Genomic DNA, 22,843 nt, shown 5'->3' with positions numbered 1-22,843 from the left:
ATTCAATTCTCTCGACGGTCTCAGTTCACAGCGGACGTCGCTTCGACATGACGCGGCAAGGTCACCCGAATACGGGTGCCGCGTTGGCTTTCGGTGTCAGCCGGGCTGTCGATGGTGATTTGTCCATAATGCTCTTCAACGATGGAATAGACCAGTGCAAGGCCCAGACCGGTACCTTCACCTGGGTCCTTGGTAGTGAAGAAGGGTTCGAACAATCGGTCCATGATGTTCTGTGGAATGCCGCTGCCTTCATCTTCGACGATCAGATCGACGGTATGTTCGAAAGCCTCGGTCTTGACGCGTACCGCACCACCGGCAGGTGTTGCATCGCGGGCGTTGGACAGCAGGTTGATCAGCACTTGCGCCAGGCGTTGTGAGTCGCCGTCGACCCAATGGTCGGGGTCGCACAAGTTGAAGAACTGTACTTCGAAATTGCGCCGGTTCAAGGCGAGCAGCCCAATGGCATCCTGGGCCACTTCGGCCAGGCACACCGCCTCATCCAGATTCTGATGGCCGCCGGCATGGGCGAAGCTCATCAGCGACTGCACGATGCGCGAGACGCGCTTGGTCTGTTCGAGGATCTGCCCGCTGATTTCGATGATTTCGCCGTCCTCCTCACGCTCTTCCCGCAGGTTTTGCGCGAGGCAGGCGATACCGGTGATCGGGTTGCCGATTTCGTGGGCCACGCCCGCTGCCAGGCGACCAATGCTGGCCAGGCGCTCGGAGTGCACCAGCTTGTCTTCCAGCATCTGGGTTTCAGTCAGGTCTTCGACCAGCAGCACCAGGCCGCTGTTACCGGGTGCCAGCGGTTCATCGATCGCGGCTTTGTGCAGGTTGAGCCAGCGCGTCTGGCCGTCGAGCGCCAGGTGCTGCTTGTGCAAATGCTCGTCAGGCAAATTGATAAAGCCCTGGAGCAGTTCTTTCCACGGATCGCCCAGGGTATTCAGGCGCGAGCCCACCACCCGTTGCGCAGCGATGCCGGTGAGTTCTTCCATGGCCTTGTTCCACATCAGGATCTCCTGATCCTTGGCCAGCGAACACACGCCCATCGGCAGTTCCTGCAGGGTCTGGCGGTGGTAGCGGCGCAAGGCGTCGAGTTCGGCCGCCAGGCCGGTGAGGCGTGAGTGGTAATCCTCCAGCCGGCTTTCGATGAAATGGATGTCCTCTGTCACGTAGTTTTCGCCGCCGGCCTTGTAGGGCAGAAAGGTTTCCACCATGTCCTGGGACACGCTGGGGCCCATCAGGCCGGACAGGTTGGCTTCGATGCGGTCACGCAGACGACGCAGCGCGTACGGGCGGCGCTCGTCAAAGGGCAGGTACAGGTCGCGCAGCGCCTGCTCGACTTCCTTCTGAGCCGCCTTGGCGCCGAGGGGCTTGGCCAGTTGCGTGGCGAACTCCTGGGGCGAGGCCGCGTGCAGCTCGCGGCGTTGCGGGCGACGCACGTTATCCACCGCGCACGCCTCGGCGGCGCTGGTCTCTTCCGGGCTGGCATTGGTGAACAGCGAGATCAGGGTGAACATCAGTACGTTGGCGGCCAGCGAGGCAATCGCCGCCATGTGCCAACTGGTGTCGTCCAGCACGTAGATCATGTTCAGCAGCGGAATGTAGAAACCCTGCAGGTTACCGACCAATGGCAGCAGCATCGTGACGATCCATACCAGGATCCCGGCCAGCAGCCCGGCGATAAAGCCACGGCGATTGGCGGTCGGCCAGTACAGCACCGACAGCACCCCCGGCAGGAATTGCAAGGTGGCGACAAATGCGACGATGCCCAGGTTGGCCAGGTCTTGCCCGGCGCCGAGCAACAGGTAGAACCCGTAGCCGGCCATGATGATTGCGACGATCAGCGCGCGGCGTGTCCATTTCAGCCAGCGGTAGATATTGCCCTCGGCGGGCGGCTGGTACAGCGGCAGCACCAGGTGATTGAGGGCCATGCCCGAAAGGGCCAGCGTCGTGACGATAATCAGCCCGCTGGCAGCAGACAAACCGCCGACGTAAGCCAGCAGCGCCAACGCCGGGCTATTGGCGGCGATACCGATACCCAGGGTGAAATACTCGGGGTTGGTGGTGGCTCCCAGTTTCAGGCCGGCCCACAGGATCAGCGGCACCGCGAGGCTCATCAACAGCAGGAACAGCGGCAAGCCCCAGCTGGCGCTGACCAGCGAGCGCGGGTTGAGGTTCTCGGTGAAGGTCATGTGGTACATGTGCGGCATGACGATCGCCGAGGCGAAGAACACCAGCAACAGCGTGCGCCATGGGCCTTCCTGCAACGGGGTGTGCAGGGCGGCGAGGGCGGTCTGGTTTTGCAACAGCCACAGTTCCAGCTGTTGTGGGCCGTCGAATACGCCATAGAGCGCGTAGAGGCCGACGCCGCCGATGGCGATCAGCTTGATCACCGATTCGAACGCGATCGCAAATACCAGCCCTTCGTGTTTCTCGCGGGTGGCGATGTGGCGTGAGCCGAAGAAAATCGTAAACAGGCTGATCAGCGCGCAGAAGGCCAGGGCGACCCGGTGTTGCACCGGCTCGCGGGTGAGAATGCTGATGGAGTCGGCCACCGCCTGGATTTGCAGGGCCAGCAAGGGCAGCACGCCGATCAGCATGAATACCGTGGTCAATGCCCCGGCCCACGTGCTGCGGAAGCGGAAGGCGAACAGGTCGGCCAGGGACGACAGCTGATAGGTGCGGGTAATTTTCAGGATCGGGTACAGCAGCACCGGTGCCAGCAGGAACGCGCCGGACACACCCAGGTAACTGGAGAGAAAGCCGTAGCCGTATTGATAGGCCAGGCCAACGGTGCCATAGAAGGCCCAGGCGCTGGCGTACACGCCGAGGGACAAGGTGTAGGTCAACGGATGGCGAATGATCGCCCGCGGAATCATTCCGCGCTCACTGATCCAGGCGACGCCGAACAGTGCTGCCAGGTAGGCGGCGCTGATCAGCAGCATCTGGGTGAGGCTAAAGCTCATCGGCATCTTTTTGGCTCTGCAGGATGAAGGTCACGACGATCAGGATCAGCCACAGCAGATAGGGGCGATACCAGGCGCCCGTGGCGTCGATCCACCAATCCATGATGGCGGGGGAAAACAGGTAGATCCCGACGACCAGCAGCAGGACCAATCGATAGATGTACATGTTGGCCTCTGATTAAAAAACTGCGGCGATGGTAACGGATGGCTGGCAGGCTGCAAGCGCCTTCAGCTTAATTGCGCTTCGGCCAGCGTCAGTGTGCGCGGGATCTTGCTGGCATCCCAGTGCGCAATGCCCCAATCCAGCAACTCCCGTGGGCTGGCGTGAAGCAGTTCGTCGCCAGGCTGCTGGCCAAGGGCGCGCAGGGCTCTCAATAGCAACGGCGTGGCCTGGTCGGGATTCAGCGGCGGGGAGCGATAGGATTTGCCCAGCTTGTTACCGTCCGGCTGGACGATCAACGGTACGTGCAGATAGCGCGGTTGGCGCAGGCCCAGTAACTCTTGTAGGTACAACTGGCGTGGCGTGGAGTCGAGCAGGTCGGCGCCGCGCACGATATCGGTAACCCCTTGCCAGGCGTCGTCGAGCACCACCGCCAGTTGGTAGGCGTAGAGGCCATCGCGGCGACGGATGACGAAGTCGCCGACATCACGGCCAAGGTGTTGCCGGAACTCTCCCTGTACACGGTCAGTAAAGTGGTACTCCAGCTCGGGAACACGCAGGCGGATGGCGGCGTCCTGCTGGTCGTGACCGGCATTTCGGCACAGGCCTGGGTAAATCCCGTCGTAGGGCTCCAATTGTTTACGTGAACAGGTGCAGGCGTAGGCCAGGCCGTGGTTGAACATATCGTTCAGTACTTTGGCGTAGGCGTCATGCCGCTCGCTTTGTCGGACCCGTTCGCCATCCCACTCAAAGCCGTAGCTCTCCAGGGCGTGCAGGATTGCCGCCTGGGCGCCGGGCTCTTCGCGGGGAGGGTCGAGGTCTTCCATGCGCATCAGCCAGCGGCCTTGATTGGCGCGGGCGTCGAGGTAGGAGGCGAGGGCGGCGACCAGGGAACCAAAGTGCAAATGGCCGCTGGGCGTAGGGGCGAAACGCCCGATATAGGTAGAGGCAGTCATGGGCCGGATACTACTGGAAAATCGGTAAATCCCAGAAACAAAAATGGGGCGTTTGCACGCCCCATTCGTTCAGCACGGCTTGATTACTTGCCGACCTGTTTTTCCTTGATTTCAGCCAAGGTCTTGCAGTCTACGCACAGGTCCGCAGTAGGGCGGGCTTCCAGGCGACGAATACCGATCTCGACGCCGCAGGATTCGCACCAGCCGTATTCTTCGTCTTCGATCAGTTGCAATGTCTTGTCGATTTTCTTGATCAGCTTGCGCTCGCGATCACGGGCGCGCAGTTCGAGGGCGAATTCTTCTTCCTGGCTGGCACGGTCTGCCGGGTCCGGGAAGTTGGCTGCTTCGTCCTTCATATGGTCAACCGTGCGGTCGACTTCCTGCATCAAGTCCTGCTTCCACTGCTTCAGGATTTTGGAGAAGTGCTCGCGCATGGGCTTGCCCATGTATTCCTCACCCTTCGATTCAACGTAGGGTTGGAAGCCGCTGATGTTCTGCTTTGCTTGGGTGGACATGAATAGACCGCCTCTCACTCTTCTAATCCATTGCGCAGGATTGCAACTTCACCGACACCTGCCGGCCCTGCGGCTGCAAGCGGGCGAACTTACCAGATAGATTCAGGGTGCGCCACTCCCGGTTGTCGAGGCCCGTCACGCAGGGGTTGCAAACTGCAGTCGCCCGTTGTTGCTGGGTATGTATCGTCTCGAATGTTGATTTTAGTCGTTTTGCAAGCGCTTGCCGGGTTCATCTTGGACGGCCAGGCAGGCAATAGAGCATGTTTTACCGCGAGGGTTCGGTAGAATCCTGATTTTGTCCTCACCGTTGAAGGAAGGCTAATGGCTCAGCCCTACAGTGCGCGCAGTCGCGCCATCGAACCTTTTCATGTCATGGCGTTGCTGGCGCGAGCCAATGAGCTGCAAGCGGCGGGCCATGATGTGATCCACCTGGAAATCGGCGAGCCTGATTTCACCACCGCCGAGCCGATAATCCAGGCCGGCCAGGCGGCGTTGGCCAATGGCAAAACCCGTTATACCGCGGCTCGTGGCCTGCCGGAATTGCGTGAAGCCATCAGCGGTTTCTACCAGCAACGCTACGGATTGAACGTAGATCCCGAACGTATTCTAATCACCCCTGGTGGCTCCGGCGCATTGTTGTTGGCCAGCAGCCTGCTGGTGGATCCAGGCAAGCATTGGCTGCTGGCAGACCCGGGTTACCCGTGTAACCGGCACTTCCTGCGACTGGTGGAAGGCGCCGCGCAACTGGTGCCGGTGGGCCCTGAAGTGCGTTATCAACTGACCGCTGACCTTGTAGCCAAGCACTGGGGTCAGGACAGCGTAGGCGCTTTGGTTGCCTCTCCAGCGAATCCCACCGGTACGATCCTCACGCGCGATGAATTAGCCGGGCTTTCCGACGCAATCAAGGTGCGTAACGGCCATCTGGTGGTGGATGAGATCTATCACGGCCTGACCTACGGCACGGACGCCGCCAGCGTGCTGGAGGTCGACGATGAGGCCTTCGTCCTGAATAGTTTTTCGAAGTATTTCGGCATGACCGGCTGGCGCCTGGGGTGGCTGGTCGCCCCGCCCGCTGCGGTCGGCGAACTGGAGAAGCTGGCGCAAAACCTCTATATCAGCGCGCCCAGCATGGCCCAGTATGCGGCGCTCGCCTGCTTTACCCCGCAAACCCTGAGCATCCTGGAGGAGCGCCGTGCCGAATTTGGCCGTCGTCGCGACTTCCTGTTGCCCGCCTTGCGCGAGTTGGGCTTCGGGATTGCCGTAGAACCGGAAGGGGCGTTCTATTTGTATGCCGATATCAGTGCGTTCGGCGGAGATGCCTTCGCGTTTTGTCGCCATTTCCTCGAAACCGAGCATGTTGCATTTACACCCGGTCTGGATTTTGGTCGCTATCAAGCGGGCCATCATGTGCGCTTTGCCTACACGCAAAACCTTGATCGACTACAGGAGGCGGTGGAACGAATCCAGCGTGGCCTACGGAGCTGGCAAGGCTGATGCGCTTTTATCCTCCCCTCGAAGAAGGCCGACTGATTCGCCGCTATAAGCGCTTTCTCACCGATATCGAAACCGTTACCGGCGAGTTGTTGACTATTCACTGCCCAAACACCGGTTCGATGCTCAATTGCATGGTGGAGGGCGGGCAGGTCTGGTTCAGTCGCTCCAATGACCCTAAGCGCAAGTTGCCCGGCACCTGGGAAATTGCCGAAACGCCCCAAGGCCGCTTGGCGTGCGTTAACACGGCGCGCGCCAACCAGTTGGTCGAGGAGGCTTTAGGCGCTGGTGTGATCACCGAACTCAACGGTTTCACCGCGTTGAAGCGTGAGGTGCCTTACGGCCAGGAGAAAAGCCGTATCGACTTTCGCCTGGAATATCCACACGGCGCGGCTTATGTAGAAGTCAAAAGCGTCACGTTGGGGTTTGATGGCACCAGGGTTGCCGCCTTCCCCGATGCAGTGACCCAACGTGGTGCCAAGCACCTGCGGGAGTTGGCGCATCTGGCGCGTGAAGGGGTGCGGGCGGTGCAGTTGTATTGCGTCAACCTTTCGGGGATTGACGCTGTGCGCCCAGCGCTGGAAATCGATGCCGCTTATGGTGCGGCCTTGCGCGAGGCTAAAGCTGCCGGGGTAGAAGTGTTGGCGTATGGGGTGCGCGTGACGTCCGAGGAGATTTGCGTGGATCGTCGATTAGACGTGCTGCTCGACTAGAGCTCCACCCACAGGCCCTGCTCGTCTTCGCGACCGCGCAGGGTCTTGAGGCTTTTACCTGCGCATGGGCCGGCAATGCACTCGCCGCTTTCGATCAGGAACAGCGCGCCGTGGGTGGCGCACTGGATCAGGCTGGCGCTGTCGTCAAGGAACTGATCGGGTTGCCATTCCAACGGGATGCCGCGATGGGGGCAGCGGTTGATATAGAAGTAGGCAATGCCGTCCCGGCGAACCGCCAGCAACGGGGTGCCATCAATCGTAAAACCGAGGCTGCTGTTGGGCGCGAGCGTGTCCGAGAGGCAGAGAAACTTCATTTCAATCCTTAAGTGCCTTGACGTTCAAATGCAAACAATTATCAAATGCCGGCTTCGCCCGTTAGCTGACTGGGTGCTCAGTTCGATGCCCGGCAGGGGTTATCTGTCACATCGATGAGTGCTCGAAAGGCCCTGCCCTTGGAAGGAAACCCTGTTATGCGCCTGAGTGCCAGCGCTATTGCGCTTGTTGTCGGACTGCTGGTCAACCATGGGGCGCAAGCCTCTGAACTGCCACAACGTTGGGTGAGTGCCGGTGGGGCGCTGTCGGAATGGGTCTCGGCGTTGGGCGGTGAGCCGAAGTTGGTTGGCGTGGATACCACCAGTCAGCATCCTGAATCGCTCAAGGCGTTACCAACTATTGGCTATCAGCGGCAATTGTCGGCCGAAGGCATTCTCAGCCTGCGCCCACAGGTGCTGGTGGGTACTGAAGAGATGGGGCCGCCGCCGGTGCTGGCGCAGATTCGCAGCGCGGGGGTCCAGGTGGAGATGTTCTCGGCGCAGCCGGATTTACCGACCTTGAAGGGTAATCTTCAGCACTTGGGTAAGTTGCTGGGAGATGAGGCTAAGGCCAGTGAATTGTTTGCCGGATATGAACAGGCGCTTGATCAGCAGAAAAACAGGGTCGCCAAGGCGCGGGCCTCGCAGAAGGCACCTGGCGTGTTGCTGCTGATCGGTCATGCTGGCGGCAAGCCGCTGATTGCCGGTAAGGACACGGCGGGCGATTGGGTGTTGCAGCAGGCGGGCGGGCATAACCTGGCCACGCACAGCGGTTACAAGCCGTTTTCGGTGGAGTCGTTGGCAGGGCTGAGCCCGGATGTGCTGGTGTTTGCCGACCGCGCCCTTACGGGGGACGCGGCGCGCGCGGCGTTGTTCAAGGAGAATCCGATCCTGGCTTCGACGCCGGCGGCCAAGGGTGGCCGCGTGTTCGAGCTTGACCCGACCCTGCTGGTTGGCGGGCTCGGGCCTCGTCTGCCGCAAAGTCTTGTGAAACTATCGGCCGGCTTTTTTCCGCCACAGGCTAAATCCACCCCATGACCACTTTGGTTAAACCGAAAACGCTGTTCATCGGCCTGGCGCTGTTATGCCTGTTGGCGACCTGGCTCTCATTGGCATTGGGGCCGGTGAGCTTGCCGTTGCTGGATACGCTCAAGGCGGCATTGCGCCTGATGGGCGTGCCGATAGAGGCGCAAGGCCTGGAGCAGGCTGAGTTGATCCTGGGGCAGATTCGCTTACCGCGTACGTTGCTCGGTTTGGCGGTTGGCGGCGTATTGGCGTTGTCGGGCGTGGCCATGCAAGGGTTGTTTCGCAACCCGTTGGCCGATCCGGGGTTGGTCGGGGTTTCCAGCGGGGCGGCATTGGGGGCGGCAATTGCGATTGTCGGCGGTTCGTTTTTCGGCGGGTTGCCGGATGCATTCGGGCCTTATCTGCTGTCGCTATGCGCGTTTCTTGGCGGACTGGGCGTGACTGCGCTGGTCTACCGACTGGGGCGTCGTAACGGTCAGACCAATGTGGCGACGATGCTGCTCGCCGGCATTGCCCTCACTGCACTGGCAAGCTCGGCGGTGGGTCTGTTCACCTACCTGGCGGACGACACCACCCTGCGTACCTTGACGTTCTGGAACCTTGGCAGTCTCAACGGCGCGAGCTATTCGCGGTTATGGCCCTTATTGCTGGTCAGTGCCGGTGTGGCGCTCTGGTTGCCGCGCCGGGCCAAGGCGCTGAATGCGCTGTTGCTCGGCGAGTCCGAGGCCAGTCACCTGGGGATTGATGTTGAAGGGCTCAAGCGCGAGTTGGTGTTCTGTACCGCATTAGGTGTAGGCGCTGCGGTGGCGGCGGCGGGCATGATTGGTTTTGTCGGGCTGGTGGTGCCGCATCTGGTCAGGTTGCTGGCTGGGCCTGATCACCGCGTGCTGTTGCCGGCTTCGATATTGGCGGGCGCGAGTTTGTTGCTGTTTGCCGATTTGGTCGCGCGACTGGCCTTGGCGCCGGCTGAATTGCCGATTGGCATCGTGACTGCGTTTATTGGCGCGCCGTTTTTTCTTTACCTGTTGTTACGGGGGCGTGCCTGATGCTGCGTGTTGAAGACCTACAGATCCGGCGTGGCCGCAAGGTCGTGCTGGCGGAGGTCACCCTGGAGTTGCTGCCGGGTGAAGTGCTCGGTGTGCTGGGCCCCAATGGCGCGGGTAAGAGTACGTTGCTGGGCGCGTTGTGCGGTGAGTTACATCCCGATCAGGGCAAGGTGTGGCTGGGGCAGCAGGCGTTGAAAGACTGGAGCGGTCCGCAGCGCGCGCAGCGGCTGGCGGTGTTGCCACAAACCTCGACCCTGGACTTCGCGTTCCGTGTCGAAGAGGTGGTCGGCATGGGCCGTTTGCCCCATCAGACGGGGCGCGTGCGCGATGATGAAATTATCCACGCAGCCTTGCAGGCGGCGGATGTCGCACACTTGAGTGGTCGCAGTTACTTGGCGCTTTCTGGTGGCGAGCGTCAACGTGTGCACTTGGCGCGGGTGCTGGCGCAACTATGGCCAGGTGAGGCGGGGCAGACGTTGCTGCTGGATGAACCGACATCGATGCTGGATCCCCTGCATCAACACACGACCCTGCAAGCGATTCGCACCTTTGCCGATCGTGGTGCGGCGGTGCTGGTGATCCTCCATGACCTGAACCTTGCAGCGCGCTACTGTGATCGCATTTTGCTGCTGGAGCAGGGCCGTCCCCGCGCGTTGGATACACCGGCGCAGGTGCTGCGGCCCGAGCCGCTTAAGGCGGTGTTTGGTTTGGACGTATTGGTACAGCCGCACCCGGAGCGTGGGCATCCGTTAATCATTGCACGCTGAGGTGTGCTTTTTCACAGGCAAAAAAAGACCCGGCAAAAGCCGGGTCAAATAACCGTGATTAGCCTGATGAGGAGATAATCTGAGAGTCCGAACCAATGGTCTTTCAGTTATCGGCTGATCTCGCGACCAGTTGTGATAATCATAACGATTCTCATTTGAGAGTCAACAATTGTTTTTGAACGATCTCCGGTTTTCCTCAAACGCCCGTTCGAAGTGTCCATGAACATTGGGTCTTGCAGGACGATCTAATTCTTCTGGCGCGTTGAAATAGCATCCAGTTGGCGGTTCAACGCTTCCTTGCGCTCGACTGGAATGTCGTTCCAGTGCACGTCCATCAGTGCCCCTTCGATCGCATAAAGCAAAACTTTCGATGCGCGGAACCCACGAGTCCTTACGGCTCGATACGCATCGACCGCTCCCAGGCGACGCAAGTCGGATGCACTGTGGATGCCCACCGCATGCAGCCACTGCGCTGACGTCTTGCCGAGGTTTTTCAGGTGTTGCAGCTCATCGTTCATCAAGCCTCCTTGCGACGGCCGAATGGTGCGGTGGGTATCGTGACCAGGCAAGCCTGAACAGGAGTGTAGCGCTCAGTAGGAAAAGCGTAGTTCTTTGGTCCGAAACGGCCCAAAAGCTTATAAGAATGACGCGGGGATTTTGACGGCGGGGCTGGGGTGAAGCGCCCGCTACGCGTTGCGCGTAGGCGGGCTTGGGTCGAGTGTTACTTGGTACGGTAGCGCAGGCGCGTGCCGAAATTGACCGACATGAGGATCTCATCGGCAGTCAATTCAGGCGGGAAGTAGGTGCCCGAAATCTGCGCATGGGCGAGGCTGGCGCCTTCCAGCGAGCAGTCGCGCAAATCCAGGCCGCGCAAGTCGGCGGAGCGAAAATACGCGTCGGTGAAGTCCACGCCGGTGGCGTTCAGGTCGCGCAAGTCCAGCCCACGGAAGTCGCCGCCGCGCATGTCGATAATGCCGTCTGCTGGGCGTGCCTGATTGAAGCCACGAATATCGTCTTTATGCAGGAGTGCGTAGAGCGGTGTATCTAGAAGCTTGGGTTGACTCATGAAAACGACTCCTGTTGGATTTATGACGCCATTATAGTGCCACTATTTCTTGGGCGTGCGTCCAAAGTAGATGACACGCCCAAGAAATTTTTCTTACAGGCCTGGCAGGCGCTGGCGAATTTGTGCGACCAACGCATCGAGGGTCCCGCTTTGATTGGTCTCGACGCGTTTACTCAGTAACAGTTCTTCGGCAGTCAATGGGTCGCGGTTGGCCTGCTGTTCTTCGATAACGGTCAGCGTCGCGTCGGACGGATCGTTTTTGTCGGCCTGACGTTGTGCCAACCAACTGGTGATAACGGCTTGTGGCGCGTTGCAGTCCAGGATCAGGAACGGCGCACCGGTGGCTTCGGCAACCTTGGCCGCTGCGTCGCGTTGTTCGCGTTTCAGGAAGGTGGCGTCCAGTACTACCGGGAAGCCGGCGCGCAGCACGGTATCAGCGATCTCATTCAAGCGCGCGTAGGTCTTGGCGCTGGCGTCGGATGCATAGATACCGGCCTGTGGCGTATTTTCGACCAGCTGTTCGCCGAACATGCGCTTGCGCTCCACGTCCGAGCGCAGGCGCACAGCGCCCAATGCTTCCACCAGGCGCATGGCAACGTGGCTTTTGCCGACTGCCGAGACACCGTGGGTAATTGCCAGGAAACGCGATGGAATGGTGCTGTAGCTTTCCGCCAGGTTGGCGTAGTTGCGGTATTGGCGCAGGGTCGTGGCGCGTTGCACCGGGCTTGCTTCGCTCGGCATGCTGAACAGCGCCACTTTGGCACGTACCAGGGCGCGGTAGGCTTTGTAGAAGTTCAGCACTTCAAGGCCCTGATAATCACCGGTCAGTTCCAGGTACTGGCTGATAAAACGGCGAGCCAGGGACTTGAGGTCGCGGTCTTCCAGGTCCATGGCCAGGAAAGCGGTGTCGGCGTACACATCGGTGAAGCGAAACGGTTCGTTGAACTCGATACAGTCGAAGATCACCACGTTGCCGTCGATCAAGGTGGCATTGCCGAGGTGGATGTCACCGTGGCACTCGCGGGTGAAACCGTCGAGCTTACGCTGTGCCAGCAGCGGTTTCAGGCGCTCGAAACTGCTTTCGGCCCAGGCTTGCAGGGCTTCCAGTTGAGTCAGGTCGGCCTTGTCGCTGAGGAATGGACGGATCTGCTCGAAGTTCTGCCGTACCGGCGCCATCACTTCGTCCGGGGTGCCAGCTGCGTGGTCTTGCGGCACTTTTGGTGCGGTGAGGTGAAAGTGCGCGATCTGCCTGGCCATTTCATCAATGTGCGTGGCGGTCAGTTCGCCATTGGCTTGCAGGGTGCTGAGCAGTTGGCTTTGCGGGAACTGACGCATCTTCAGTGCGTATTCGATCACCGGGCCGTCGCCACCCAATTGCGGGGCTTCGGCAGTGCCAGTAATCGGCAACACTTCCAGATACAGATCTGTTGTCAGGCGTTGGTTGAGGCGCAGTTCTTCGTTGCAGAAGTGCCCGCGTTTCTCCAGGTCGGTGAAGTCCAGGAACCCGAAGTTCATCGGTTTCTTCAACTTATAGGCGTAGGGGCCGGTCAATACGACCCAAGAAATATGCGTTTCGATGACCTGGAACGCTTCAACCGGATGAGGGTACAAGGCCGGATTTTGCAGGGCTGCGATCAGTGACTGGCTCACGGGCGATCCTTCAGAGTCGGGGGGAAATCATGGCGCGCATTATGGCTGCTACGGGCGGTCATGCAAACCGCTGTCCGGCTCATGTTGATCATCAATAAAGTGCGTATAATCCGCCGCCATGACTCGAACCCGATCTCCCCGTTCCCGTAAAAAACCCCCTTCCCGCGGCCTGCGCCCGTGGCTTGGCTGGGCGCTCAAGCTCGGCCTGGTAGGCCTTGTGGTGCTCGCTGGCTTTGCGGTGTACCTCGATGCTGTGGTCCAGGAAAAGTTCTCTGGCAAGCGCTGGACTATCCCGGCCAAGGTGTATGCACGCCCGCTGGAATTGTTCACTGGCCAGAAGCTGAGCAAGGACGACTTCCTCACCGAACTCGACGCCCTGGGTTATCGACGCGAACCCGTGAGCAATGGTCCGGGGGCCGCTGCGGTCAGCGGCAACACCGTCGACCTCAATACCCGCGGCTTTCAGTTCTATGAAGGGCTGGAGAAAGCCCAGCCTGTGCGCGTGCGCTTCTCCGGCGACTATGTGGCCGAACTGTCTTCCCTCAACGGCTCGAAGTTGCCGGTAGTGCGCCTTGAACCGCTGATGATCGGCGGGATTTATCCGAAGAACCTTGAAGATCGCATCCTGATCAAGCTTGATCAGGTGCCGCCGTATCTACTGGAAACGTTGGTGGCTGTAGAGGACCGTGACTTTTATAGTCACTGGGGCGTTTCGCCGAAGTCGATTGCCCGTGCCATCTGGGTAAATACGTCCGGCGGCAAGATGACCCAGGGCGGCAGTACGCTGACCCAGCAGTTGGTGAAGAACTTCTACCTGACCAACGAGCGCAGCCTGACCCGTAAGCTCACCGAAGCCATGATGGCGATGCTGCTTGAACTGCACTACAGCAAGCAGGAGATCCTTGAGGCGTACCTCAACGAGGTCTTCGTCGGCCAGGATGGCCAGCGCGCGGTGCACGGCTTCGGCTTGGCCAGCCAGTTCTTCTTCGGTCAACCGCTGTCCGAGTTGAAGCTGCATCAAGTGGCCTTGTTGGTGGGCATGGTCAAGGGGCCTTCCTACTACAACCCGCGTCGCAATCCGGAGCGGGCGCTGGAGCGGCGTAACCTGGTGCTCGATGTGCTTGAACAGCAAGGTGTCGCCACGGCGGAACAAGTTGCTGCGGCGAAGAAAATGCCACTGGGTGTGACAACCCGCGGGAAGCTGGCGGACAGTTCGTTCCCAGGCTTTATCGATCTGGTAAAGCGCCAGTTGCGTGAAGACTATCGCGACGAAGACTTGACCGAAGAAGGCCTGCGGATCTTCACCAGCTTCGACCCGATTCTGCAGATGAAGGCAGAAGCGTCGGTCAACGACACGTTCAAGCGCCTGACGGGCCGTAAGGGCTCCGATGAAGTAGAAGCCGCAATGGTGGTGACCAACCCGGAAACCGGTGAAGTCCAGGCCATGATCGGCAGTCGCCAGGCCAGTTTCGCCGGTTTCAACCGCGCACTGGATGCCGTGCGGCCGATCGGCTCGCTGGTCAAGCCGGCGGTCTATCTGACGGCATTGGAAAAGCCGAGCAAATACACCCTCACCAGTTGGCTGTCGGATGACCCGCTGTCGGTCAAAGGGGGCGACGGCCAGGTTTGGACGCCGCAGAACTTTGATCGCCGCTCCCACGGCACGGTGTTCCTGTATCAGGGTTTGGCCCATTCCTACAACATTTCCACGTCTCGGCTCGGCTTGGAGGTTGGCGTGCCGAATGTCCTCAAGACACTGGCTCGCCTGGGCATCACCCGCGAATTCCCGGCCTTTCCCTCGATTCTTCTGGGTGCTGGCGCCATGACGCCGATTGAAGTGGCGACCATGTACCAGACCCTCGCCAACGGTGGCTTCAACACCCCGATGCGCGGGATCCGCAGTGTACTGACTGCAGAGGGTGAGCCGCTCAAGCGCTATCCGTTCCAGATTCAGCAACGTTTCGATGCGGGCTCCATCTATCTGATCCAGAACGCCATGCAGCGTGTGATGCGTGAAGGTACCGGTAGCTCGGTCTATAAGGTTTTGCCTTCCAACCTGACACTGGCGGGTAAGACCGGTACCAGTAACGACTCGCGTGACAGCTGGTTCGCAGGTTTCGGCCAGGATGTGCTCGCAGTGGTGTGGCTGGGTCGTGACGATAATGGCAAGACGCCGTTTACCGGTGCCACCGGCGCATTGCAGGTCTGGACCAGTTTCATGCGCAAGGCCGACCCGCTGCCGTTGAACATGCCGCAGCCGGATAACATCGTGCAGGCCTGGATTGATCCGCATACCGGCCAGGGCTCCGATGCCAACTGTCCGGGCGCGGTGCAGATGCCGTATATTCGCGGCAGCGAACCACCACCCGGTGCTGCGTGCGGTGGCGGTGCCCCTGCAGATGCGGAATCGGTGATGGATTGGGTCAAGGGCTGGATGAATTAAGCAAAGAGGGTTTCAAGTGAACAAGTGGTGGATTCCAGCTATTACAGCTCTGGCTTTGCTCGGCGGTTGCTCCAGCGTACAGCGCGGCTCTATTCCTGTGGTGGATTCGAGTACAGCTGTCTCCAATAATGACCGGATCTCGGCCAATGGCGGTTTCCGCCAAACCGTGACCAACCGTCCGGCCCAGGCCAAGCCTCAGGCCGTGCCGCAGGATTCGGGTGTGGTCGTGATGGTGCCGGGCGGCGGTGCTGCTACCGCGGCGCCAATCAGTGCCGAACCTTGGACGCCTGGGCCAAGCACCTCAGGGCCGATCGATTCCGCGCCGATGCAGACCGCGCCGATCAACCAGGGCACCTACAACATGCCGTCGACACCGAGTGGCATTCCATCGTCCTCCAGTGCTGGCGGTTTGTCAGCTGACGAGCAATTGGATGGCCCGGTGCTGGCGTTGCTGACCACTGCCCAGCAACAGCAGGCGGGTGGTGACTTGAATGGTGCATCGTCGAGCCTTGAGCGGGCCCAGCGTGTTGCGCCACGTGAACCGCAAGTGCTGTATCGCCTGGCACAAGTTCGTATGGCCCAGGGCGATGCGCCGCAGGCTGAGCAATTTGCCCGTCGTGGCCTGACCCTGGCCAACGGTCGTCCTGATCTGCAAGCCAGTCTGTGGGCCTTGATTGGTGATGCGCGCGCCGCACAAGGTGACGCGGCCGGCGCTGCCCAGGCTCGGCAAAAAGCCAAGGTCAGCCTCTGATGGATGCACGGTTTCCAGCGATTGCCGAACAGTTATTGTTGATTGAGCGCGAATTGCGCGTGCAGGGCTGGTGGGATGAGGTGTCCCCCAGCACCGAGGCGCTCAGCAGCGTCGAGCCGTTTGCGGTCGACACACTGGACTTCCACCAGTGGTTGCAATGGATCTTCCTGGTGCGCATGAAACAGATCCTCGAACAGGACCTGCCGTTGCCCAATGCTTCAGGCATTCTCGAAATGGCCGAGATGGTCTATGCCGATCGGCCGCGAGAGAGCCTTGGCTTGCGTAATGCGCTGAAAAAGTTCGATCAACTGATCGTCGACGCTCGTTAATTGCCTGGCTGCCGGTTTTTCCGGCAGTCTTGCGCACATTTCTACCGCTTGACGACATTCAGGCGAGTTTTATCCCTCATCAAAGCCCTTTCTTATACGTTCTCATGCGCTTAGTTGGAAAAAAGCGCAATTATTGCTTGACTTGAGAGGCCTGAAACAGAAGAATCCAAAGTCCGCTGTATCGGGACTGCCAGAAGCAGGCCCGCTCAGCAGATCATGAGGCGCACATCCGCGCCGACCTGTTACACCCGCAACGCGTTACCTCGCGCTGGGTGGGAAAAGCCCGCAACACTTGGGACGATCCCAATACTTGCTCAGTCAGTGCTGACGTAGTCGGCGACCACCGTCGCTCATGCTCTGTTGAGAAGTAAACCTATTAAGACCCGTCGGTTTTCAACGGACGGTATTCTGGCGTTTTAGAGGTGAACAACGTGGAGCTTTTATCTGGCGGTGAGATGCTCGTCCGCTTTTTGCGTGACGAAGGCGTCGACTATATCTACGGGTACCCAGGTGGTGCTCTGCTGCATGTTTACGACGCACTGTTCAAGGAACCGGCTGTTACCCACATCCTGGTTCGCCACGAACAAGCCGCGACCCATATGGCTGACGGTTATGCCCGTGCCACCGGTAAAGCCGGTGTGGTACTGGTAACGTCCGGCCCAGGCGCAACCAATGCCATTACTGGCATCGCGACTGCTTATATGGACTCCATCCCGATGGTGATCATTTCCGGCCAGGTGCCAAGCACCATGGTGGGGACCGATGCGTTCCAGGAAACCGACATGATCGGTATCTCCAGGCCGATCGTGAAACACAGCTTCATGATCAAGCATGCGTCGGAGATCCCGGACGTTATGAAAAAGGCCTTCTACCTCGCGCAGTCCGGTCGCCCGGGCCCTGTCGTGGTCGATATCCCGAAAGACATGACCAACCCGGCTGAGAAGTTCGAATACGTCTTCCCTAAAAAAGCCAAGCTGCGCTCCTACAGCCCGGCTGTTCGCGGGCACTCGGGGCAAATCCGCAAGGCGGCAGAAATGCTCCTGGCAGCCAAGCGGCCTGTGTTGTACTCGGGTGGTGGCGTGATTCTGGGCGGTGGTTCCGCACCGCTGACCGAACTGGCCAAGCTGCTCAACCTGCCGGTAACCAACACCCTGATGGGCCTTGGCGCATTTCCGGGTACGGACCGTCAGTTCGTGGGCATGCTGGGCATGCACGGTAGCTACACCGCCAACCTGACCATGCACCACGCCGATGTGATCCTGGCAGTGGGCGCGCGTTTTGATGACCGTGTGATCAACGGCGCGAGCAAGTTCTGCCCGAATGCCAAGATTATCCATATCGACATCGACCCGGCGTCCATCTCCAAGACCATCAAGGCCGACGTGCCGATCGTAGGTCCGGTTGAAAGTGTACTGACCGAAATGGTCGCTGCGCTCAAGGACATCGGGCAGACGCCGAACAAGGAATCCGTTGCCAGCTGGTGGAAGCAGATCGACGAATGGCGTGGTGATCGTGGCCTGTTCCCTTACGACAAGGGCGACGGCAGCATCATCAAGCCACAAACCGTGATCGAGACCCTTTGCGAAGTGACCAAGGGTGACGCCTTTGTGACCTCCGATGTGGGCCAACACCAGATGTTCGCCGCGCAGTACTACAAGTTCGACAAGCCTAACCGCTGGATCAACTCCGGTGGCCTGGGCACGATGGGCTTTGGTTTCCCGGCAGCCATGGGTGTGAAACTGAGTTTCCCGGACTCTGACGTCGCGTGCGTCACCGGTGAAGGCAGCATTCAGATGAATATCCAGGAACTGTCGACGTGCCTGCAGTACGGTCTTCCCGTGAAGATTGTCTGCTTGAACAACGGTGTGCTGGGCATGGTTCGTCAGTGGCAGGACATGAGCTACGGTAGCCGTCACTCCCATTCCTACATGGAATCGTTGCCGGATTTCATCAAGTTGGTTGAAGCCTATGGCCACGTTGGCATTCGCATCACTGATCTGAAAGATCTGAAGCCGAAGATGGAAGAAGCGTTCGCCATGAAGGACCGCCTGGTGTTCCTCGATATTCAGGTGGATACCAGCGAGCACGTCTACCCGATGCAGATCAAAGACGGCTCCATGCGCGATATGTGGCTGAACAAGACGGAGCGTACTTAATCATGCGGCACATTATCTCCCTGCTTCTGGAGAACGAACCCGGCGCTCTGTCTCGTGTTGTCGGCCTGTTTTCGCAACGCAACTACAATATCGAAAGCCTGACCGTGGCACCGACCGAAGACCCGACTTTGTCGCGCCTGACGTTGACCACCGTGGGTCACGATGAGGTGATCGAGCAAATCACCAAGAACCTCAACAAGCTGATCGAAGTGGTCAAGCTGGTCGATCTGTCGGAGAGTGCCCACATCGAGCGCGAGCTGATGTTGGTTAAAGTCAAGGCAACGGGTGCCCAGCGTGCCGAGATCAAGCGCACTACCGATATTTATCGCGGGCAGATCGTTGATGTGAGCGCCAGCGTTTATACCGTTCAACTGACCGGTACGAGCGACAAGCTGGACAGCTTCATCCAGTCGATCGGGACGGCCTCGATTCTGGAAACGGTACGCAGTGGTGTCACCGGGATTGCCCGTGGCGACAAAGTACTCAGCATCTAAACCAAATTAGTGAATGGCCTTACGGCCTGGATATATAGAGGAACCTCATGAAAGTTTATTACGATAAAGATTGTGACCTGTCGATCATCCAGGGCAAGAAAGTCGCCATCATCGGCTACGGCTCCCAGGGTCACGCGCAAGCTTGCAACCTGAAAGACTCCGGCGTTGACGTGACTGTTGGCCTGCGTAAAGGCTCGGCCACCGTTGCCAAAGCCGAAGCCCACGGCCTGAAAGTGACTGACGTTGCTTCCGCCGTTGCTGCTGCCGACCTGGTCATGATCCTGACCCCGGACGAGTTCCAGTCCGCGCTGTACAAGAACGAAATCGAACCGAACATCAAGAAGGGCGCCACCCTGGCCTTCTCCCACGGCTTTGCGATCCACTACAACCAGGTTGTGCCGCGCGCTGACCTCGACGTGATCATGATCGCGCCGAAAGCACCGGGCCACACCGTACGTTCCGAGTTCGTCAAAGGCGGCGGCATCCCTGACCTGATCGCGATCTACCAGGACGCTTCGGGCAACGCCAAGAACGTTGCACTGTCCTACGCCGCAGGCGTTGGTGGTGGTCGTACCGGCATCATCGAAACCACCTTCAAGGACGAGACCGAAACTGACCTGTTCGGCGAGCAAGCCGTTCTGTGCGGCGGTACCGTTGAGCTGGTTAAAGCCGGTTTCGAAACCCTGGTTGAAGCTGGCTACGCGCCGGAAATGGCCTACTTCGAATGCCTGCACGAACTGAAGTTGATCGTTGATCTCATGTACGAAGGCGGTATCGCCAACATGAACTACTCGATCTCCAACAACGCCGAATACGGCGAGTACGTGACTGGTCCGGAAGTCATCAACGCCGAGTCCCGCCAGGCTATGCGCAACGCCCTGAAACGTATTCAGGATGGCGAGTACGCGAAGATGTTCATCAGCGAAGGTGCTACCGGCTACCCTTCGATGACCGCCAAGCGTCGTAACAACGCTGCTCACGGTATCGAAGTCATCGGCGAGCAACTGCGCTCCATGATGCCGTGGATCGGTGCCAACAAGATCGTCGACAAAGCCAAAAACTAAGTCGTACGTATCAACAAAAAACGCGGCTTAGGCCGCGTTTTTTCGTTTGAGGGGCGGGTTCTGGTATAAAGCTGCATCGTTTGCGGGCGAACACTCGCCGCAAGTATTGGTCGAATTTTTTTCACACCGTTGCAAGGTAAAGTCCATGAGCGAACGTCCCGAAGAGCCAAGCCAGGCTTCTGACGCCGAAAGCCTGCTACCGATCGATGAACATGTCGAAGAAGGGCATGACGCTGAAGGCCGCAAGGTCCGGCATCGTGGCATCTATTTGCTGCCCAATCTGTTCACTACGGCAAACTTGTTTGCCGGGTTCTATTCCATCATCAACTCAATGAGTGCCCAAAGCGCCCTGGCGGCGGGTGATGCGGCGAGCGCCAGCAAGTATTTCGGCTTTGCTGCCATCGCAATCTTCGTGGCCATGGTGCTGGACGGCCTTGATGGTCGCGTGGCGCGCATGACCAACACCCAAAGCGCCTTCGGTGCCGAGTATGACTCACTATCGGACATGGTTGCCTTCGGTGTTGCGCCTGCACTGCTGGCCTTCGCCTGGGCGCTGGGTGATATGGGCAAGGTTGGCTGGATGGTCGCCTTCATCTATGTCGCGGGTGCGGCGTTGCGTCTGGCGCGCTTCAATACCCAGGTGGGTACTGCTGACAAACGTTACTTCATTGGTCTGGCCAGTCCGGCGGCAGCGGGCGTGGTGGCGGGTATCGTCTGGGCGTTCAGTGACTACGGCATCCAGGGTTCGAAAATGTCGTTCCTGGTGGCGTTGATGGTTGCTGCGGCCGGTATGCTGATGGTCAGCAACATCAAGTACAACAGCTTCAAGGAGCTTGATCTCAAAGGACGTGTGCCTTTCGTGGCGATCCTGGCAGTGGTGTTGGTGTTTGCAGTGGTCTTCAGTGACCCTCCTCGGATTCTGCTATTGGCCTTCCTGGTCTACGCCGCTTCGGGGCCGATTCAGTACTTGCTGCATATGCGTCGGGACAAAACGTTGCCTTAATGTAATTTCCCCCATACTCCGCAGTCTATTGGTGCATCAGTTCTCCAATGCTGCGGAGTTGCCATGTTAATCAAATTGCCCAAAGCGTCCGATTGCCAAGAGTCGGATGTCACGCCTGAATCCTTCTATCTTTCTCGCCGTAGCTTGCTCGGTGGTGCGCTTGCCGGCATTGCTGCCAGCAGCTTGCCGCGTTGGGCCGGTGCCGACGAGGTCGCGCGTTATCCCGATGTTGAGCCTGGCAAGGCGCCCAATTGGTTTGCCGAAAAATTGCCGGCAACGAAATGGCAGGCGGTGACGGTCAAGGATGAGTCCATCACCCCGTTCAAGGACGCAACCCACTACAACAACTTCTATGAGTTCGGTACAGACAAGGGTGATCCTGCGAAAAATGCAGGCTCGCTCCAGACCGAGCCCTGGAGTGTGGTGATTGATGGTGAGGTTGCAAAGCCGGGGCGTTATGCCCTTGAAGACTTCATGAAGCCCTATCAATTAGAAGAGCGGATCTATCGTTTGCGCTGTGTCGAGGCGTGGTCGATGGTCATTCCGTGGATGGGTTTTCCGATCACGGCCTTGCTCAAGCAGGTTGAGCCGACCTCCAAGGCCAAATACATCCGCTTTGAAACCCTCCAGGATGCCAAGAGCATGCCTGGGCAGCGTTCGAGTTTTGGCTTGATCGACTGGCCTTATGTAGAAGGCTTGCGCCTGGATGAAGCGATGAACCCTTTGGCGATTCTTGCCGTTGGCATGTATGGGCGCGAGTTGCCCAATCAGAACGGTGCACCGTTACGTCTGGTCGTGCCTTGGAAGTACGGTTTCAAGAGTGTGAAATCCATCGTGCGTATCAGTCTTGTGAGCGAGCAGCCAAAAACCACTTGGCAGAGTATCGCGGCGGATGAGTATGGCTTCTATGCGAATGTGAACCCTACGGTGGATCATCCCCGCTGGACCCAGGCGCGGGAGCGCCGTCTGCCAAGTGGCCTGTTCAGTCCCAATGTGCGTGAGACGCAGATGTTTAATGGCTACTCGGATGAGGTTGCCTCTTTATATACAGGCCTCGACCTGCGGAAGAACTACTGATGCGTTACCCCGTCTGGCGCATTGGCGTTTTTATAGCTGCGGCAGTGTGGCCACTGTTATGGCTATATGAGGCGTGGAGTTTTGCCTTGGGGCCAGATCCAGGCAAGGTGTTGGTTGATCGGCTTGGCCTGGGTACTTTGATCCTCTTGCTGATTACCCTCGGAATGACGCCGTTGCAGAAACTGAGCGGTTGGGCGGGGTGGATCGCGGTGCGCCGGCAGCTTGGATTGTGGTGCTTTGCTTATGTAGTGCTGCATTTGGCGGCCTATTGTGTGTTTGTCCTGGGGTTGGATTGGACGCAGTTGGGGGTAGAGTTGCGTAAGCGGCCTTACATTATTGTGGGGGCGCTAGGGTTCTTGTCTTTGTTGGTGTTGGCGGTTACGTCTAATCGCTATAGCCAGCGCCGACTGGGTAGTCGTTGGAAGAAGCTGCATCGCCTGGTGTATGTGATTCTCGGGCTTGGACTGCTGCATATGTTGTGGATCGTGCGGGCTGATCTGAAGGAATGGGCTATCTATGCTTCTATAGGTGCACTGCTTCTGGTGTTGCGTGTACCGCCAGTAGCGCGCCGAATCCCCCGACTTATTACTAAAAAAGCACCCTCTGCAACAAAAGCGTAATTAACGCTTGACCGCAGATTCTGGAAGTCTATAATTCGCCCCACTTCCGGCGCAGTCGAAACGTAAAACTCCTTGGTAAACAAAGAGTTATGCAGGATTAGACAGCGATTTGCTTCAGTTCATCGAAGCCCAGAAGAAGTTGATGGGGTCGTGTTGTTTGACGCTATTAACGATTCGATCTTCTCGGTCGAAAGCGCAGAAAAAGAGGTGTTGACAGCAGCGTGTAACGCTGTAGA

The 22,843-nt window shown here is 58.8% G+C and carries 22 protein-coding genes; 14 read left to right on the top strand and 8 right to left on the bottom strand.

Going from position 1 to position 22,843, the window contains the following annotated elements:
* Positions 1 to 20: 20 nt before the first annotated feature.
* From AB1462_RS23605 to dksA, 4 genes are all read right to left on the bottom strand, one after another.
* Complete coding sequence (locus AB1462_RS23605; protein WP_027605383.1) at positions 21 to 2,975, bottom strand: sensor histidine kinase; 2,955 nt, start codon at positions 2,973 to 2,975, stop codon at positions 21 to 23.
* On the bottom strand, positions 2,959 to 3,135 hold the full coding sequence (locus AB1462_RS23600; protein ID WP_003176118.1) for a hypothetical protein: 177 nt from the start codon (positions 3,133 to 3,135) through the stop codon (positions 2,959 to 2,961). The genes AB1462_RS23605 and AB1462_RS23600 overlap by 17 nt, the downstream gene beginning before the upstream one ends.
* A 62-nt stretch (positions 3,136 to 3,197) precedes the next feature.
* The gene (gluQRS, locus tag AB1462_RS23595) at positions 3,198 to 4,085 is read right to left on the bottom strand and encodes a tRNA glutamyl-Q(34) synthetase GluQRS (protein WP_259194802.1); all 888 of its coding nucleotides are present in this window, start codon (positions 4,083 to 4,085) and stop codon (positions 3,198 to 3,200) included.
* Between the two features lie 83 nt (positions 4,086 to 4,168).
* Positions 4,169 to 4,600 (bottom strand): RNA polymerase-binding protein DksA, encoded by a 432-nt coding sequence (dksA, locus tag AB1462_RS23590; RefSeq protein ID WP_053137742.1) that lies wholly within the window; start codon positions 4,598 to 4,600, stop codon positions 4,169 to 4,171.
* A gap of 321 nt (positions 4,601 to 4,921) precedes the next feature.
* Between dksA and AB1462_RS23585 the strand changes: the two genes are divergently transcribed.
* Both AB1462_RS23585 and sfsA read left to right on the top strand, forming a co-directional pair.
* Positions 4,922 to 6,094, top strand: coding sequence for a pyridoxal phosphate-dependent aminotransferase (locus tag AB1462_RS23585; RefSeq protein ID WP_315338992.1), 1,173 nt, complete (start codon positions 4,922 to 4,924; stop codon positions 6,092 to 6,094).
* Positions 6,094 to 6,804, top strand: coding sequence for a DNA/RNA nuclease SfsA (gene sfsA, locus AB1462_RS23580; protein ID WP_090399786.1), 711 nt, complete (start codon positions 6,094 to 6,096; stop codon positions 6,802 to 6,804). Before AB1462_RS23585 ends, sfsA begins: the two co-directional genes overlap by 1 nt.
* Here the strand turns inward: sfsA and AB1462_RS23575 are convergent.
* Positions 6,801 to 7,118, bottom strand: coding sequence for a Rieske (2Fe-2S) protein (locus AB1462_RS23575; RefSeq protein WP_090399788.1), 318 nt, complete (start codon positions 7,116 to 7,118; stop codon positions 6,801 to 6,803). The two genes, sfsA and AB1462_RS23575, sit on opposite strands and share 4 nt — an antisense overlap.
* Before the next feature lie 156 nt (positions 7,119 to 7,274).
* On the opposite strand from AB1462_RS23575, the gene AB1462_RS23570 reads away from it, so the two are divergent.
* Genes AB1462_RS23570 through AB1462_RS23560 form a run of 3 tightly spaced genes read left to right on the top strand, consistent with a single transcriptional unit; the run spans position 7,275 to position 9,954 of the window.
* Positions 7,275 to 8,153 (top strand): hemin ABC transporter substrate-binding protein, encoded by an 879-nt coding sequence (locus AB1462_RS23570; RefSeq protein ID WP_367248030.1) that lies wholly within the window; start codon positions 7,275 to 7,277, stop codon positions 8,151 to 8,153.
* A gap of 50 nt (positions 8,154 to 8,203) precedes the next feature.
* Positions 8,204 to 9,187 carry an iron ABC transporter permease gene (locus AB1462_RS23565; protein ID WP_186731552.1) on the top strand — a complete coding sequence of 328 codons (984 nt, stop codon included), beginning with the start codon at positions 8,204 to 8,206 and terminating at the stop codon, positions 9,185 to 9,187.
* Positions 9,187 to 9,954: a heme ABC transporter ATP-binding protein gene (locus AB1462_RS23560; RefSeq protein WP_367248029.1), complete on the top strand. Its 768-nt coding sequence runs from the start codon at positions 9,187 to 9,189 to the stop codon at positions 9,952 to 9,954. Before AB1462_RS23565 ends, AB1462_RS23560 begins: the two co-directional genes overlap by 1 nt.
* A gap of 245 nt (positions 9,955 to 10,199) precedes the next feature.
* Here the strand turns inward: AB1462_RS23560 and AB1462_RS23555 are convergent, their stop codons facing one another.
* The 3 genes from AB1462_RS23555 to AB1462_RS23545 all read right to left on the bottom strand — a co-directional run bounded on the left by AB1462_RS23555 (position 10,200) and on the right by AB1462_RS23545 (position 12,670).
* Positions 10,200 to 10,472 carry a TfoX/Sxy family protein gene (locus AB1462_RS23555; protein WP_032884753.1) on the bottom strand — a complete coding sequence of 91 codons (273 nt, stop codon included), beginning with the start codon at positions 10,470 to 10,472 and terminating at the stop codon, positions 10,200 to 10,202.
* Between the two features lie 203 nt (positions 10,473 to 10,675).
* Complete coding sequence (locus AB1462_RS23550; RefSeq protein ID WP_090399796.1) at positions 10,676 to 11,020, bottom strand: pentapeptide repeat-containing protein; 345 nt, start codon at positions 11,018 to 11,020, stop codon at positions 10,676 to 10,678.
* 93 nt (positions 11,021 to 11,113) lie between these two features.
* On the bottom strand, positions 11,114 to 12,670 hold the full coding sequence (locus tag AB1462_RS23545; RefSeq protein WP_367248028.1) for an AAA family ATPase: 1,557 nt from the start codon (positions 12,668 to 12,670) through the stop codon (positions 11,114 to 11,116).
* A 118-nt stretch (positions 12,671 to 12,788) separates the two neighbouring features.
* On the opposite strand from AB1462_RS23545, the gene mrcB reads away from it, so the two are divergent.
* The 9 genes from mrcB to msrQ all read left to right on the top strand — a co-directional run bounded on the left by mrcB (position 12,789) and on the right by msrQ (position 22,607).
* Positions 12,789 to 15,113, top strand: coding sequence for a penicillin-binding protein 1B (mrcB, locus tag AB1462_RS23540; RefSeq protein WP_090399800.1), 2,325 nt, complete (start codon positions 12,789 to 12,791; stop codon positions 15,111 to 15,113).
* A gap of 16 nt (positions 15,114 to 15,129) precedes the next feature.
* A complete protein-coding gene (locus AB1462_RS23535) occupies positions 15,130 to 15,864 on the top strand; it encodes a M48 family metallopeptidase (protein ID WP_090399802.1) in 735 nt (244 codons plus the stop codon).
* Entirely contained in the window at positions 15,864 to 16,193 is a 330-nt protein-coding gene (locus AB1462_RS23530; RefSeq protein WP_090399804.1) for a YqcC family protein, read from the top strand. Before AB1462_RS23535 ends, AB1462_RS23530 begins: the two co-directional genes overlap by 1 nt.
* A gap of 431 nt (positions 16,194 to 16,624) precedes the next feature.
* The gene (locus AB1462_RS23525) at positions 16,625 to 18,349 is read left to right on the top strand and encodes an acetolactate synthase 3 large subunit (RefSeq protein ID WP_090399826.1); all 1,725 of its coding nucleotides are present in this window, start codon (positions 16,625 to 16,627) and stop codon (positions 18,347 to 18,349) included.
* Between the two features lie 2 nt (positions 18,350 to 18,351).
* A complete protein-coding gene (gene ilvN, locus AB1462_RS23520) occupies positions 18,352 to 18,843 on the top strand; it encodes an acetolactate synthase small subunit (protein WP_003176102.1) in 492 nt (163 codons plus the stop codon).
* A 47-nt stretch (positions 18,844 to 18,890) separates the two neighbouring features.
* Positions 18,891 to 19,907 (top strand): ketol-acid reductoisomerase, encoded by a 1,017-nt coding sequence (ilvC, locus tag AB1462_RS23515; RefSeq protein WP_003176099.1) that lies wholly within the window; start codon positions 18,891 to 18,893, stop codon positions 19,905 to 19,907.
* Positions 19,908 to 20,052: 145 nt separating this feature from the next.
* The gene (gene pssA / locus AB1462_RS23510; protein ID WP_027605398.1) at positions 20,053 to 20,910 is read left to right on the top strand and encodes a CDP-diacylglycerol--serine O-phosphatidyltransferase; all 858 of its coding nucleotides are present in this window, start codon (positions 20,053 to 20,055) and stop codon (positions 20,908 to 20,910) included.
* Positions 20,911 to 20,973: 63 nt separating this feature from the next.
* Complete coding sequence (msrP, locus tag AB1462_RS23505; RefSeq protein ID WP_367248027.1) at positions 20,974 to 21,987, top strand: protein-methionine-sulfoxide reductase catalytic subunit MsrP; 1,014 nt, start codon at positions 20,974 to 20,976, stop codon at positions 21,985 to 21,987.
* Complete coding sequence (gene msrQ / locus AB1462_RS23500) at positions 21,987 to 22,607, top strand: protein-methionine-sulfoxide reductase heme-binding subunit MsrQ (RefSeq protein ID WP_259194808.1); 621 nt, start codon at positions 21,987 to 21,989, stop codon at positions 22,605 to 22,607. Before msrP ends, msrQ begins: the two co-directional genes overlap by 1 nt.
* The last annotated feature ends 236 nt before the right edge of the window (positions 22,608 to 22,843 follow it).

It is taken from the genome of Pseudomonas sp. SB113 (assembly GCF_040754745.1).
GTDB classification, from domain to species: domain Bacteria; phylum Pseudomonadota; class Gammaproteobacteria; order Pseudomonadales; family Pseudomonadaceae; genus Aquipseudomonas; species Aquipseudomonas grimontii.
Note: the sequence above shows the minus strand (reverse complement) of the source record. Positions and strands in the feature narration are given on the sequence as shown.